Raw genomic sequence first — 14,223 nt, 5'->3', positions numbered from 1 at the left:
AGGAAGGGCCGACCCGGCCGCACAGGCTCGAGGGAGGAGAGGGTCATGGCAACGCAGCAGACGACCGCCGTGCTGGAGGTCGCCGGTGTGCACTGGGCGTCGGAGAAGGCGACGGTGGAACGCGTGCTCGGCCGACGCCCCGGCGTGCTGGGCGCCGAGGCCAACCCTGTCGGCCAGACCGCGACGGTCACCTACGACCCCACGCGGACCTCGGTGGCCGACCTCACCGCCTGGATCCGCGACTGCGGCTACCACTGCGCTGGGCAGTCGGTGCCCCGGCACGTGTGCGATCCAGCGGCCGAGCCGCCGCCCGGCCCGACGGGACACCACGACGGCCACCAGCCGGACGTGGACACCGGGGGAGCGACCCGCGAGCACGGCGGTCACGAGGCGAGCCACGGCGGTCACGCCGGCATGACCCCGCAGGAGGCGACGGGCCACGGTGGACACCACGCCGGCATGTCGATGGACGACATGGTCCGCGACATGCGCAACCGGTTCTTGGTGGCGGCGCTGCTGTCGATCCCCATCCTGCTGTGGTCGCCGATCGGCCGGGAGGTCCTCGGATTCACCGCGCCCGCGCCGTTCGGCCTGCGCGACGACGTCTTCTCGCTGATCCTCTCGCTGCCGGTGGTCTTCTGGTCGGCCTGGATCTTCTTCGACGGCGCCTGGCGGGCGCTGCGGGCCAGGACGCTGGACATGATGGTGCTGGTCGCCGTCGCGGTCGGCACCGGCTGGATCTACAGCCTGGTGATCACCCTCACCGGGGGCGGCGAGGTCTTCTACGAGGCCGCCACCGTGCTGACCGCGTTCGTGCTGCTCGGGCACTGGTTCGAGATGCGCGCCCGCGGCGGCGCCAACGACGCCATCCGCACCCTGCTCGAGCTCGCGCCGCCACGCGCGGTGGTGCTGCACGACGGGCAGCCGGTCGAGGTGCCCACCGCCGAGGTCGTCGTCGCAGACCTCCTGCTGGTCCGCCCCGGCGCCAAGATCCCCGTCGACGGGACGGTCGAGGACGGCGACTCCGAGGTCGACGAGTCGATGGTCACCGGCGAGAGCCTGCCGGTGCACAAGGCACCCGGCGACGAGGTCATCGGCGCCTCGGTCAACACCACCGGCACGCTGCGGGTGCGGGCCACGAAGGTCGGATCCGACACCGCCCTGGCCCAGATCGTCCAGATGGTGCAGGAGGCGCAGAACTCAAAGGCGCCCGGCCAGCGACTGGCCGACCGGGCCGCGTTCTGGCTCGTGCTCGTCGCCCTCCTCGGCGGCGGACTCACCCTCGCGGTGTGGCTGCTGGCCGGCGCCTCGTTCGCCACGGCCATGCTGTTCGCGATCACCGTCGTCGTCATCACCTGCCCCGACGCCCTCGGCCTGGCCACGCCCACGGCGATCATGGTCGGCACCGGTCTCGGGGCCCGGCGCGGCGTCCTGTTCAAGAACGCCACCGCGCTGGAGACCTCCGCCCGCATCGACACCGTCGTGATGGACAAGACCGGCACCCTGACGAAGGGCGAGCCGGAGGTCACCGACGTCGTCGTCGACGGGATGCTCCGCGAGGACGTCCTGGCGCTGGCCGCCGCCGTGGAGCGGGAGTCCGAGCACCCGCTGGCCGCCGCCGTCGCCCGGTACGCCGACGACCTCGGCGTGCCGGCGCTGACCGCCACCGGGTTCCGCAACGTCCCCGGCCACGGAGCGTCTGCCGAGGTCGCGGGACGTCGGGTCCTGGTTGGCAACGCCAAGCTGATGGCCGACGAGGGGATCGACCTCGGGACCCTCGGCGCCCGCAGGGACGAGCTGGCCGGCAGCGGCCGCACCGCCGTCCTGGTCGCTGTCGACGGCCGCGCCGCCGCGATCATCGCCCTGGCCGACGCCCCCCGGGAGACCTCGGCGGCCGCGGTGGCCGCGCTGCACGAGGCCGGCGTCGAGGTCGTCATGCTCAGCGGCGACAACGAGGCCACCGCCCGACGCATCGCCGCCCAGCTCGGCATCGACACCGTCATCGCCGACGTCTTCCCCGGCGACAAGGCCGCGAAGATCACCGAGCTGCAGCGAGCCGGCAAGCGGGTCGCGATGGTCGGCGACGGGGTCAACGACGCCCCCGCACTCGCGACGGCCGACCTCGGCACCGCCATCGGCGCCGGCACCGACGTCGCCATCGAGACCGCCGACGTCGTGCTCATGCGCTCCGACCCGCTCGACGTCCCCACCGCGCTGACCATCGGCCGCGGCACGCTGCGCAAGATGCGGCAGAACCTCGGCTGGGCCATCGGCTACAACGCCATCGCCCTGCCGATCGCCGCCGGCGTGTTCGAGCCCGCGTTCGGCCTCGTGCTGCGGCCGGAGATCGCCGCGCTGTCGATGTCCGGGTCGTCGTTCCTGGTCGCGGTCAACGCGCTGCTGCTCAAGCGCCTGCGGTTGCCCGCCGCGCCCGAGACGCCCGCGGCCGAGACGGCCACGGCCCCCGAGCCGGAGCCGGTGTCTCGCTGACGGTGCGACAGGGGCGACGAGGCCTCCGCGACGGACGCTGCGGAGGCCTCGTAGCCTCGAGAGAGCGGGTGGGCATGACCGGGCGAAGCCGGACGGCGGTGCTGCTGTTGTTCGCGGTCCTGTTCGTGCACGGGTTGCAGTGCAGCTCGGCTCACGAGGGGGCCGCCCACCTCGGCGCTGAACCTGTGGTCTCCCTCGCCGTGACGGCCGTGACCGCCACGACGGCTGACCAGGCCGACGCCACGGTCGCCCACGCCGGCCCACTGGCCGCTGCTCTCCCGCACGCCGCCGACCAGGTGTTGGCCGGTGCCGTGCTGAGCAGCGAGCACGGCGGCACGTGATACCCGGACCTGGACACCTGTGGGCGGTCTGCCTGGCTGTGCTCGCTGCCGGTCTCGCGGTCCTGCTCGCTCAACTCGGTTCTCGGCTGGTGCCGCGGGCGCTGGCCGCTCCAGCGCGCATCGTCAGCCGCGCCGCTGGATCTCTGCCGTTGTCGCGACCACCTGACCTCCACGCTCTCTGCCTGCTGCGGACGTAGGCCCACCCGTCCGACCGCCTCGCCCCGGCTCCGGCTGGCCCGGCGGCGGTCGCTCGTGCACGCCTTCGTACCGACTTCACCAGGAGAGACGCACCACCATGACGCAGACCACCGCACGCCTCACCGGCCTCGCCGGCGCCCTCGTCGCCAGCACTCTGCTGCTCGCCGGCTGTGCCGACGACTCCTCCGACCCCGCCGGACACGGCTCGATGCTGAGCAGCAGCGGCTCGGCCAGCTCCTCGGCCAGTGCCGAGGCCGACCACGACGATCAAGACGTCCAGTTCGTCAACGGCATGATCCCGCACCACCAGTCCGCGATCACGATGGCGCAGGTGGCCGAGGATCGGGCCGCCGACCCACGCGTGAAGGACCTCGCCGCGCGCATCGAGACCCCGCAGGCGCCGGAGGTCGAGACGATGTCCGGCTGGCTCGCCGACTGGGGCGCCGCCGCCTCCAGCAGCCCCTCCGATGACGGCATGGGCGGCATGGACGACGGCGGCATGGACGACGGTGACATGGGCGGGATGGACAGGGGGACATGGCCGCCGCGTCCGGCGCCGAGTTCGACCGGACGTTCCTGACCATGATGATCGAGCACCACCGTGGTGCGGTGGAAATGGCGACCACCGAAGCCGCCGAGGGGCGGAACGCCGACCCGATCGCGCTGGCCGAGTCCATCCGGGACACGCAGAACGCGGGGATCACAGAGATGCAGCAGCTGCTCACCGAGCTCGGCGGCTGGCCCGCGGGGCGGACACGTGACCCGCCCCGCCGCGGCGTGCGCGATCCCCCTGCCCTTGCGCACCAGACCGGAGATCTCCTATGCGCGCACCGCGCCCCGGTCCACCCGAGTTCGCCGCGACCGCCCTGGCTGTGCTCATTGCCGGCTGCTCCGCCGCCGATCCGACGCCCGCCGCCGCACCGTCGTCGGCGAGCCGGTCCTCGTGTAGGCGCTGGTCGGCGAGCAGGGGAGCGAAGCTCAGCCGCCTCATGCGGTCAGCGCGGCGGCCGTAGCCCGGCCACGATCACCGTGACGAGTCGACGTACGGCCGCTTCCGAGTGCATCTGGCCGGCCGCTGACATCGCACCCAGCACGTACCCGGCGAGTTCGTCGGCCGGGACGTCTCCCCGTACCTCGCCGGCACGCGCGCCGTCGGCGACCAGGTCGGCGATGAAGCCGAGCAGCCGCCGTCGCGCTCGGTCGATGTGCTCTCCCTGGTGCAGCCGGACGACTACTCCGAGCCCCCCGGTGGTGAAGCTGGTGCTGACCGTCGTGGCGATCGCGCCACTGGTGTTGCACACCCAGCCCGATCTGTCACCTCGGGTCCGTTGCTGCCAGCGGTGCCAGCTTGGGGGCAGACCTCGACGGGATGCGAATCCAGTTGGCGGTCGACGCGGCGGCGGCACTTGTCGTACTACTCGGAGCGACGGGGCTGGCGGTGTACGAACCGCGGGGCCTGACCCCGGTCGGGCGCCGGGCGGCGTGACCGTCTCCCCCCCTTGACCGGCACCCCAGCGGTTGTCGTCCCTGCAACGATGAGGCCATGTCGAGTCGAATCCTTCTCGTCGAGGACGACTGGACGATCGGGGAGGCCCTGACCTCGAGTCTGCGTGACCATGCCTACGACGTCGTGTGGGAGCAGACCGGCGCCGGTGCGCTGAAACGCGCCGCAACCGGTGCCATTGACCTGGTCTTACTGGACTTGGGGCTGCCGGACATCGATGGTCTGGAGGTGTGTCGGCAGCTGCGGCGTACCCAACCCGGTTGTGTGTTGGTCATGCTGACGGCTCGCTCTGCGGAGAGGGACGTCGTGGTGGGGCTGAATGCCGGCGCCGATGACTACCTGGTCAAGTCGGTCTCTCTGGCCGAGTTCCACGCGCGCATCCGCGCGCACCTGCGCCGCATCCAGGCCGAATCGAGCGCATCGAGGGTCCTCACGATAGGAGACCTGGTCGTGGACATGGCCCGGCACCAGGTCACGGTCGCTGGTCGTGAGCTCGCGCTGCGGCCGAAGGAGTTCGATCTGCTGGCGCGGCTGGCCGCGCACCCGGAGGTCGCGCACAGCCGGAAGCAGCTGATGGCCGAAGTGTGGGATCCCTACTGGGTCGGCTCGACCAAGACCCTGGACGTCCACGTCGCGGCGCTGCGGCGCAAGATCCGCGAGGTCGCCGCCGCCGGCGACCGCATCCCCCGGATCGTGACGGTGCGCGCGCACGGATTCCGCCTGGAGCTCGCCGCGTGCGATGAGAGCGGTGGGGCGCGCTAACACTGCCCGTCGGTCGACAGGAGGCCCCGGCTGCGGGCCGCCAGGTCGGCGTCGGCGCACGGGATCAGCAGCGTGAACACCGGCGGCGCTGGCCGGGTCAGTTCCAGATGCCCTTGTTCGGCCTCGGCGAGGCGCCGGGCCAGCGCAAGCCCTATGCCGTGGCCGTTCCGCCGATCAGCGCGGCGTGTGAACAGAGACGCCGGGTCCTGCACACCGTGGCCCTCGTCGGCCACGTCGATGGCTACGGCTCCGGGCGTCTCGCGGACCGTCATCGACACCGTGCCGTCGCCGTGCGTCGTGGCGTTGTCCAGGAGCACGGCCAGCACCTGGCGGACCGCGGCCGCCGAGGCGTGCGCGTACGGGTCCGGGACATCCGGGTCGATCGCCAGGTCCAGCTCGCGTCCCTGCAGCGCCAGACGTTCATGCCAGGCCGGGGAGATCTCGCTCAGAAGCGCGACCACGTCGAGCGGACCGGCTCGGTCGGCTTGCTGTTCCCTCGCGAGGGCCAGCAGTTCCTCGATGGTGGCCTCGAGCCTCCCGGCTTCAGCCAGGCTGGCGGCGACGGCGGGCAGAGGATCCCGGTCCGGCCGCTCCAGCGCTGCCTCCAGCCGCAATCGCAGGCCCGCGAGGGGGGTGCGCAGCTGATGAGAGGCGTCGGCGGAGAAGGCCCGCTCCCGGGCGACGAGGTCGTCGAGGCGCCCGGCGGTGGAGTTCAACGCCGCGCCTACCTCATCGATCTCCGGGACGCCGCCGGTGCGTGTGCGGACGCTGAAGTCCCCGTCGCCGAGCCGGCGCGCAGCGCCGGCCAGGTCTTCCAGCGGAAGGGCCAGTCGCCGGGCGTGCCGCCGTCCCACCAGCCACGCGAAGGACACCGCAAGAGCCGCGAGCGCCCCCATCCCACCCCACACCAGCGCGACTCTGGGCAGGACGGCGGTGCGTGGTGAGGTGGCCACCACGGCGCCGGTGATCTCGTCCGCGTGTGTGACCGGGACGGCGACGACGAGGTCCCCACCGTCAGTGCCGCTGCTGACCGTGCCGTCCAGTGCATCGGCCAGCTGCGCACGCCCGTCGAGCAGCCGCGTGCCGGCCAGCAGGTCACCGTCCTCGTCGTAGACGGCAACTGCGAGGTCATCGCGCTGACCGATGGCGTCGATGTCTTCGCCGGCCTCGATGTCCTCGTGCTTCCAGACGTCGCGGGCCACTGCGAGAGCCACCCCGTCCGCGGTCCGCTCCAGGTCGCTGCGCTGCATCTGCAGCGCGTACTGGAGAACCCCGATCCCGAGTGGCACCGCGAACAGCAGGATTGCCAAGACCGACGCCCAGACGGCCAAGCCGATGATCCGAGTGCGCACGGGCATCTCCGTTCCGCTGCGGCGTCATCGCCGCGCTCGGTAGGCCCCAGGATGCCCGCCGCAGCAGGGGCGTCACCAGTGCTCAGGATCGGCACCGAGGGTGGCGAACCGTGACGTGGAGAAACCTGGCATATGGCGACTGCCTGACCTGGCGCCCAAGCAGCCCGCGCTGGGCGCCGGACTCGTCCGGGCACCGCCAGGATGCAGGGCCTGGCGGTGCTGGCATCTGCCTCTGCGTGTGGGGTCCGGGCGTGTGAGGCACCGGCCGGCGAGCGGGGTTGCAGTAGGGCCCGGGCAGCGTCGCAGGGGCCGACGAGAAAGTCTCAAGAAGTTGGTAAACGCCGGTGCAGCCGGTGTAGACCTGTGCCGCAGGTGCCTAGCTTCCCGCACCATGACCGCCGCCAGCCCTGGCTGCGCTACCAGACCGCGGCCTGTCCCCGAAGGTTCCACCGACAGGTTCGGCCGGATCGTCGGCCTCGACGTCGCCCGCGCGCTGGCGGTGTTCGGAATGCTCGGCGCGCACGTGGGCATCGTCGCGCCGGACGTCGGGGCATCGCCATCGACCTGGACAGGCGTGGTGAACGGGCGGTCGTCCATCCTGTTCGCCGTACTTGCCGGGATCTCGGTGGCGCTGCTGTCCGGGCGCACGACACCGGCTACTGGTGAAGAACTGGTTGGCGCCCGGGTGCGGATCCTGGTGCGAGCGGCCTGGGTGTTCGCCATCGGCGGCGTGCTAGAGGCACTGGGCACCGACGTCGACGTCATCCTCGGCGTGTACGCGGTCCTGTTCGTTCTCGCCCTGCCGTTCCTCCGGTGGTCGCCCCGCCGTCTGCTGGTGGCGGCCGCGGTGCTGGCGGTGCTCACACCGCCGGCTGACCTGGTCCTCACGCATGTCGTCGTGGCCACCGATGCCTACGACGCGCCGTTTGTCTGGCTGACGGTGACCGGCGTCTATCCGGCGCTGATCTGGTGGACCTTCATCCTCGTGGGCCTCGCTGTGGGGCGCTGCGACCTCACCACCGCACGAGTGCGGCTGCGCCTGGTGGCTGCCGGGGCGGGCCTGGCCGTCGTCGGGTACGGCGGCGGCTGGCTGTCGACGCAGTGGTGGGCGGCCGCAACGCCGCAGACCTGGGTGCTCGAGGACACCGCGCGCCCGGAGACGTCCGATCCCGTCCTGCTGACCGGCGCCTTCCCGCACACCGGCACGACCTTCGAGATCGTCGGCTCCGTCGGTGTGGCCCTCACCGTCATCGCGGTGTGCCTCGCCGTCGCCGACCGGCTGCCGAGGGTTGTGTTCCCGCTGGCAGCGGTGGGGTCGATGGCGCTGACCGCCTACACCGGCGGGATCGTCGCCGTCGCGATCACTGGCACTCTGGACTACACCACCAACCACGCCTGGCTGGCCTTCGTCGTGGTGACCACCGCCGCCGCCACGCTCTGGCGCATCTTCCTGGGCAGGGGGCCGCTGGAGCGCCTCCTGACGTGGAGCTCCACGGGTGCGGCGGGCCGCCCGGCACCGGTCGAGCAGACGGGGGCCGCCCGTGGTGCCCACTCCGCCTGAGCGCGGCCCTCGCCCGATGCGAGTCGCCGCCGGCCATCGAGACTCACCCCTGAGCGACCCGCGGATGCCGCCGAGCCCACATCCTCCGAAAAGGCTGGAGACCACCGATGACAACGAACTGGGTCGTTCTCGTGGTTGTCCTCGCTGTCGTGATCGTGCTCATCGGACTGGTGATGTGGGTGCTGAAGAGGCTGAGCCGCTGACGGCTGAGCCCGACCACGGCTGGCCGAAGTCCGGCGGGAGCCCGGCCGAGCGGCGAGTGACCGGTGGCGGCGCCTCGCCCGCGGACCGGAACCCCATCGGCTCGCCACTGCGGGATGCCGTGACAGGCCTGCCTGGGCCCCTGCATCCTCGTGGCGGCCGGGACCGCGCCTCCGGGCGGTGTCCGATCGGAGGCGGTGCTTGTGCGCATTCGCATCCTCGGCGTGGCCGTGCTGGCCTGCGCCATCGCGATCTTCCTATTCGGCGTACCGCTGGCACTCGCCGTTCTGACACACCTCATGGGGCAGGAGCGCGGCCATTTGGTGCGAGTCGCCAACGATGTGGCGATCCGCGTCGTGGACGACGTGGAGAACGGATCACCGATCGATCCAGAAGACGTCAATGACGTCGGTGACAGCGCGGGTTCAAGCATGTCTAGCGGTCCCCCCTGTCTCTGAGGCCGCCTTCTGAGACACGCGTCGAGCCTCCCCACATCTCGCTTCGCGGGTCAGACGGTCGCGCGCTTCGAGCTTGATCCGGAGGAGGCAGGCGGGCGTGCGGTCGGCCTCGGCGGTGAGCTTTGGGAGACGTCGAGGCGAACAGGTTCGGGACTGAAGCCTGTCGCGCAGCCGGCTGATGCCATGAAGACGCGTTCCACTGACAGTCCCTGCGCTCGCCGTCCTCTGTCTGGCCATGGGCGTCCACAGCAAGCCCTGACGCAGGGACTTGACGTGGGCATCGTCCGCGCATGGCGGGGTCCATCTCCACGATCGTTCTCAGCGACGGGACGAAGCGATGTCGGGCCCGGTATCGATCACGGTCGAAGCGTGGGCCGAGCAGTAGCTCGCCGCACAGACGGGCCTGAAGCCGAGCACGTCCTACCGCTACCGGTCACTGCTCCGCTCGCAGATCCTGCCGCGCTGGGGCGGCCATCGGCTGGCGGACGTCAGCCACGCTGACGTCGCCGCGTGGGTGGCCGACATGACCCCCGGGGGGCTGGCGCCGGCCACCGTCCGGCAGGCGCACCGGGTGCTCGCACTCGTCCTGACGCTCGCCGTCCGTGACGGGCGCATCCCGCGGAACCCGGCCACCGGGGTCCCGTTGCCCCGAGCGATCCGTGCTGAGCCCCGGTTGCTCACTCGGGTTCAGGTGGAGCAGCTGGCTGACGCGGCGCGGGAGTACGGCGACGTGGTTCGACCCGGCCGCTACTGCAGCGGGACTGGAGGATCTCAGTCCCCACGACCTCCGCCACACCGCGGCGAGCCTCCTCGTGGCGAGCGGCGCGAACGTCGAGGCGGTGCAGCGCATGCTCGGCCACGCCTCCGCCGCGATGACCCTCGACGTCTACTCCGGCCTCTTCGACGACGACCTCGGCGCCCTCGCAGAACGCATGGACGCCACCCACATCTCGGAGCATCCTGTGGGCGTCACGTGGGCGCGGCTCAAGATCAGCGATCTTGACACCGAACCGTCAAGGCTATGACCTGGAATTGCACCGGTGGGGCGGGTGGGGCTCGAACCCACGACCCAGGGATTATGAGTCCCATGCTCTGACCGGCTGAGCTACCGCCCCGGTGCCTCCAGCCTGCCAGACGTGGTCCCGGCGGGGTGGCACAGGGCGACGGGACGGCTGAGTGCAGGACGCCCCGACCGGTGGTCCCCGGAAGGCGCAGTGGCAACAGGCCGCGCTGTCGGCCCCGGCGTGTCGCCGGCGTGTCGGGGGAGCGTGTGCAGGATCTCACCGCCGCCGTCCGCCCCCGTCCGCCGCGTCCTCGCGCACGGAGGTGGAGCGGCGCCCAGTCGCCGGCGCCTCGCTCGTCGGCCGGCGTCGGTGCAGGTGGGCCAGGGAGTCCAGGCCCGCACCCACCGGTGGTCTCCGGCGGCACCGGCTCGGAGTCGTCCAGGCACGGGCCGTACCCGGGATTCACCCGATCGGGCAATGAGGCGCACCGGCGAGTTACCCGATCGTGACCTCGGGTGTCGCGCCTAGTAGTTTTCCCGACGGCCTCGCCGGGCTCAGCTCCTCGGGAACCGAGGGCCTCGGCCAGGCCCCGCCGAACCGCCGACGACCTCCTGGGGTCGCGGCGGACCGGGGACCCACCGAACTCCTGGGGTGAGTCCTGCCTGCGTTCTCGGGGGCGCAGGGAGGTAGGGCGCCGTCCGGCCCGAACCCGTCAGCTAACTCGGTAGGCGGTCGCGAGGATGGGAGAACCGTCGCCTTGGCGACCCTGCACCACCGCACCAACCTGCCCGGCCACCCCGCCGCGCGACGCCTGCGCGCGCCGCGCCGGGCCTTCGTCGTCGCCGCGGCGGTGGCCGGCCTTCTGGCCGGCACGCCCGTCGCGCTCGCCGCGCCCGCCGCGCCCGCCTCCTCCGAGCAGGAGGAGCTGACCGCGCAGGTGGCCCGCATCGAGGAGCAGCTCGAGGGAGCCGAGGAGCAGCTCCAGCGGATGACCGTGGAGGCCGAGGCGGCCGCCGACGCCGCACTGGTCGCCCGCACTCAGCTGACCGACGCGCAGGCCGAGGCCGAGCGCACCGCCGCTGAGCTCGCCGACGCCCAGGCCGACGTCGTCGGCGCCGAGCAGGCGATCTCCGACCTGGGGCGTCAGGCCTACATGGGCGGCGACACCGGCTTCGGCGACGTCGAGCTGCTGCTCGACGCGCAGAGCCCGACCGAGCTGCTGCAGCAGGCCGCCACGATGGAGGTCATCGGCGACCACCGCGCCGCCCAGCTCCGGGAGTTCCTCACCGTCGAGCAGCGGGTCGCCGACGCCGACCGCGCGGCGCGGGACGCCGTCACCCGGCTCGACGAGGCGGCGCGGGCCGCCGCCGAGGCCGAGGCGGCCGCCAACGCCCACCTCGCCGAGGCCCAGGCGGAGTACGACGCCCGCACCGCGGAGAAGGCCTCCCTGGAGGAGCAGCTCCGGCAGGCGGGGGAGCGGCTGCTGGCCTCCCAGGGCGCGGCCGACCCCGGCGCGGCGTGGAACCAGCGGCAGGCGCAGAGCCAGGCGCTGGCCAGCGCGCAGAGCGCCACGGCCATGCCGGCCGCCGGCCGGGTCACCTCCTGCTACGGCGCGCGCTGGGGGACCATGCACCAGGGCGTCGACATCGCCGCGCCGATCGGCACGCCGATCTACGTGCCCGAGGACGGCGTGGTGCTGCAGGCCGGGCCGGCCAGCGGCTTCGGGCAGGCCGTGTACGTGCAGCACGCCGACGGTCAGATCACCCTCTACGGCCACGTGAACCGGTTCTTCGTCGGCGCCGGCCAGGTGGTGACCGCCGGCCAGCAGATCGCGGAGGTCGGCAACAAGGGCCAGTCGACCGGCCCGCACCTGCACTTCGAGGTGCACCAGGGCGGGCTGTACGCGAACCGGGTGAACCCGGTGCCGTGGCTCACCGGGCACGGGATCTCGGTCGGCGGCTGCTGACTCCGGAGCTGTCACGGGTGCGGCCGCCGGGGGACCCCCTCGGCGGCCGCACCCGTGACAGCGTCGGCCGCGCGGCCGTGGCTAACGGCGTCCGCGCAACCGGCCGAGCAGGCCGCCCACGCCGCCGAGGGTCTGGGCCGCCAGTTGCAGGATCGGGCCGCCGGGGATGCCGGGTGCCGACTGCACGATCGGCGCCAGCGCCAGCAGGCCGCCGATCTCGTGCACCTTCAGCCGCCGGCGGGCCAGCGCGACCACCGGGTTCACCCGACCGGACGCCGCCTCGAGCAGCAGGTCGGCCGGTGCCTCCACGGCGGTCCCCGTCGGGCGGCCGGGGGGCAACCGCCGGACGGTCCACCCCTGCTCGTCGGCCGCGAACCGCCAGCCGCCGTCCGGCGTGGCCAGGCCGGCGCCCCCGGTGATCCCCTCGGCCGCCGCCAGTGCCCCGGTGACGTCGGCGAGCGCGGCCAGCCCCGCCTGCAGCACCGGGCCCGGGACCGGCGGCGCCCCCGCGTCGGCCAGGTCCAGCCCGTGCACGGCCAGCTCGTAGGCCTGGCCCAGGACGACGCTGAGCAGGGGCAGCCGGCCGACCACGGCGACCGCCGGGGCGGTGTCGAGCTCGACCGGTTCGTCGGACAGGTACCGGGCGGTGGCCTCCCGGTTGCGGCGCAGCGCCGCGAGCACCTCCGCGCGGGAGGCGTCGCGGTGAGCGGCGGTCACACGGGCGTTGGTCGCGTCGACGTCCGGCGGCGTCCCGGCTCCGCCGGCCCGGGCCGAGGCGACCAGGTCGGCGAGGGCGGCGTGGTCGTCCCAGCAGCCGAGGTGCACGCAGACCTCGTGCACCCGCCACCCGGGCAGCCGGGTCGGCCGGTCGAGGTCGACCGCCGCGGCCTGCTCGAGGAAGGCGTCCCACGCGCCGAGCACCATCCCGGCCACCACGTCCCGCCCGGCATCGGACATCCCCTGCTGTCGCGCCATGTGACGGCCCTACCCCGGCTCGGCCGGACCGCAGCGTGGCCGGCGGCCTTGAACGCCGACTGCCCTGCGCGCAGCCTGGACGCATGACACGCAGCGGCACGTCGCACGGGACCGTCATCCGCTGGGACGACGCCCGCCGGGCCGGCCTGGTCGAGGCGCCGGACCTGCCGGGCGGCTGCTGGGTGGACGCCGCGGTCGTCGACGGCCCGCCCGGGGGAACCCTGCGGGCCGGCCAGGTGGTCGACGTCGACTGGACCGAGCCGGGCGTCGAGGGCGTTCCGTTCCGGGCGACGCGGGTGGTCCCGCGGGAGGACCTCCAGGCCACGCTGGGTGCCTGACGCCGCGTCGCTCCGGCGTCGCACGGCCTCGTCGACTACCCTGCGTGAGCGCTGACCTCGGAGCGGAGCCCGGCTGGGGATCGCCTTGTGGGCTCACGGGGGAGATCCTGTGGATGGCGTGTGGGTGGCGGCACGGTGCTGGACGCCGGTCCCGCGGTCGTGGTATGGCCCGCTGACCAGCAGATAGAGGTCCGCGCAGTGACCATCCGTCACATGTGACCCAATGGTCCCTCCCGCACTGGCGCGATCGGGTGACCATCGTGCAAACTGTTCCTGGGATCCCTGGGGTCCACGACCGCCGAACACAGCCTGTCACCGAATCGATCGTCCGTTGGGGAAGACGAGACCGATCGAGTCGATGGAGGTGCCCCGTGCAGCGACGGTCTACCCAGGGTGTCGTCTTCGTGCACGCGTGCCCGAAGGCGCTCTGCCAGCACGTCGAGTGGGCGCTAGAACGCGTCGTCGGCGCGCCGGTCTCCCTGTCGTGGGCCGACCAGCCCGCGGCACACGGTTCCTACCGTGCCGAGGTCGCCTGGACCGGCGCTCCCGGCACGGGGGCGAAGCTGGTGGCTGCGCTGCGCGCGTGGCCCATGCTGCGCTTCGAGGTGACCGAGGAAGCCAGCCACGGCAACGACGGCGAGCGCATGTCGTACGTGCCGGGACACGGCGTCTTCCGTGCGCCCACGAGCGCCAACGGTGACCTCATCGTCACCGAGCAGCAGTTGCGCCACCTGGCCGCGACGGCGACGTCCATCGAGGCGTTCCGGCACGGAGTGGACGAGCTCCTCGGCGCGGCCTGGGACGCCGACCTCGAGGTCTACCGGCACGCCGGCGACGGCAGCCCCATCACCTGGCTCCACCAGGTGGTCTAGGCGCAGATCACGATCCGACTACGACGGGCTGAGGGCTCCCGCCCTCTGGTCGTAGGCTCGGGACCGGTCGTCCGGACGTCGTCGGGGAAGCGGCGTCCGGACGACCACAGGCTCCGCGGACGGGGGGGGGGCCCCCGGGGGGGGGGGGGGGGCCGGGGGCGTGGCCCGCGGGACCTCCGGCTTTTTTAGTTGCCCCCCCCC

At 72.9% G+C, this 14,223-nt stretch carries 13 protein-coding genes, 1 tRNA gene, 1 pseudogene and 1 riboswitch; of the genes and pseudogenes, 11 read left to right on the top strand and 4 right to left on the bottom strand.

Annotated features, from left to right (window positions below; genetic code table 11):
- Positions 1-45 precede the first annotated feature (45 nt).
- From ACI782_RS21500 to ACI782_RS21485, 4 genes and pseudogenes are all read left to right on the top strand, one after another.
- Entirely contained in the window at positions 46-2,490 is a 2,445-nt protein-coding gene (locus ACI782_RS21500) for a heavy metal translocating P-type ATPase (RefSeq protein ID WP_456912132.1), read from the top strand.
- 74 nt (positions 2,491-2,564) lie between these two features.
- On the top strand, positions 2,565-2,831 hold the full coding sequence (locus ACI782_RS21495; protein WP_456912131.1) for a hypothetical protein: 267 nt from the start codon (positions 2,565-2,567) through the stop codon (positions 2,829-2,831).
- Between the two features lie 295 nt (positions 2,832-3,126).
- On the top strand, positions 3,127-3,609 hold the full coding sequence (locus ACI782_RS21490) for a DUF305 domain-containing protein (protein ID WP_456912130.1): 483 nt from the start codon (positions 3,127-3,129) through the stop codon (positions 3,607-3,609).
- Positions 3,567-3,692, top strand: a pseudogene (locus tag ACI782_RS21485) (DUF305 domain-containing protein); the annotation flags it as partial. The gene ACI782_RS21490 and the pseudogene ACI782_RS21485, both read left to right, overlap by 43 nt.
- A gap of 332 nt (positions 3,693-4,024) precedes the next feature.
- On the opposite strand, the gene ACI782_RS21480 reads toward ACI782_RS21485, so the two are convergent.
- Positions 4,025-4,330: an SbtR family transcriptional regulator gene (locus tag ACI782_RS21480; protein ID WP_456912129.1), complete on the bottom strand. Its 306-nt coding sequence runs from the start codon at positions 4,328-4,330 to the stop codon at positions 4,025-4,027.
- Positions 4,331-4,572: 242 nt separating this feature from the next.
- On the opposite strand from ACI782_RS21480, the gene ACI782_RS21475 reads away from it, so the two are divergent.
- A complete protein-coding gene (locus tag ACI782_RS21475; protein ID WP_456912128.1) occupies positions 4,573-5,295 on the top strand; it encodes a response regulator transcription factor in 723 nt (240 codons plus the stop codon).
- On the opposite strand, the gene ACI782_RS21470 is transcribed toward ACI782_RS21475, so the two are convergent.
- Positions 5,292-6,647, bottom strand: a complete 1,356-nt coding sequence (locus ACI782_RS21470) for an ATP-binding protein (RefSeq protein ID WP_456912127.1) — start codon at positions 6,645-6,647, stop codon at positions 5,292-5,294. The genes ACI782_RS21475 and ACI782_RS21470 overlap by 4 nt on opposite strands.
- Before the next feature lie 391 nt (positions 6,648-7,038).
- On the opposite strand from ACI782_RS21470, the gene ACI782_RS21465 reads away from it, so the two are divergent.
- From ACI782_RS21465 to ACI782_RS21455, 3 genes are all read left to right on the top strand, one after another.
- Complete coding sequence (locus ACI782_RS21465) at positions 7,039-8,208, top strand: heparan-alpha-glucosaminide N-acetyltransferase domain-containing protein (RefSeq protein WP_456912126.1); 1,170 nt, start codon at positions 7,039-7,041, stop codon at positions 8,206-8,208.
- Between the two features lie 425 nt (positions 8,209-8,633).
- Complete coding sequence (locus ACI782_RS21460) at positions 8,634-8,867, top strand: hypothetical protein (RefSeq protein WP_456912125.1); 234 nt, start codon at positions 8,634-8,636, stop codon at positions 8,865-8,867.
- Positions 8,868-9,469: 602 nt separating this feature from the next.
- A complete protein-coding gene (locus ACI782_RS21455) occupies positions 9,470-9,892 on the top strand; it encodes a tyrosine-type recombinase/integrase (RefSeq protein ID WP_456912124.1) in 423 nt (140 codons plus the stop codon).
- 16 nt (positions 9,893-9,908) lie between these two features.
- Here the strand turns inward: ACI782_RS21455 and ACI782_RS21450 are convergent.
- Positions 9,909-9,982, bottom strand: a tRNA-Ile gene (locus tag ACI782_RS21450).
- A 469-nt stretch (positions 9,983-10,451) separates the two neighbouring features.
- Positions 10,452-10,617, top strand: a riboswitch (cyclic di-AMP (ydaO/yuaA leader).
- 11 nt (positions 10,618-10,628) lie between these two features.
- Between ACI782_RS21450 and ACI782_RS21445 the strand changes: the two genes are divergently transcribed.
- Positions 10,629-11,837, top strand: coding sequence for a peptidoglycan DD-metalloendopeptidase family protein (locus tag ACI782_RS21445; RefSeq protein ID WP_456912123.1), 1,209 nt, complete (start codon positions 10,629-10,631; stop codon positions 11,835-11,837).
- Between the two features lie 81 nt (positions 11,838-11,918).
- Here the strand turns inward: ACI782_RS21445 and ACI782_RS21440 are convergent, their stop codons facing one another.
- On the bottom strand, positions 11,919-12,812 hold the full coding sequence (locus tag ACI782_RS21440; protein WP_456912122.1) for a maleylpyruvate isomerase family mycothiol-dependent enzyme: 894 nt from the start codon (positions 12,810-12,812) through the stop codon (positions 11,919-11,921).
- 83 nt (positions 12,813-12,895) lie between these two features.
- Here ACI782_RS21440 and ACI782_RS21435 point away from each other — a divergent pair, with 83 nt between their 5' ends.
- Positions 12,896-13,150, top strand: a complete 255-nt coding sequence (locus tag ACI782_RS21435; RefSeq protein ID WP_456912121.1) for a hypothetical protein — start codon at positions 12,896-12,898, stop codon at positions 13,148-13,150.
- A 371-nt stretch (positions 13,151-13,521) separates the two neighbouring features.
- A complete protein-coding gene (locus tag ACI782_RS21430; protein WP_456912120.1) occupies positions 13,522-14,022 on the top strand; it encodes a DUF3145 domain-containing protein in 501 nt (166 codons plus the stop codon).
- Positions 14,023-14,223 lie beyond the last annotated feature (201 nt).

Source organism: Geodermatophilus sp. SYSU D00703 (assembly GCF_054050155.1).
The sequence above is the reverse complement of the archived record's forward strand: the minus strand, read 5'-3'. Positions and strand labels throughout refer to the sequence as shown.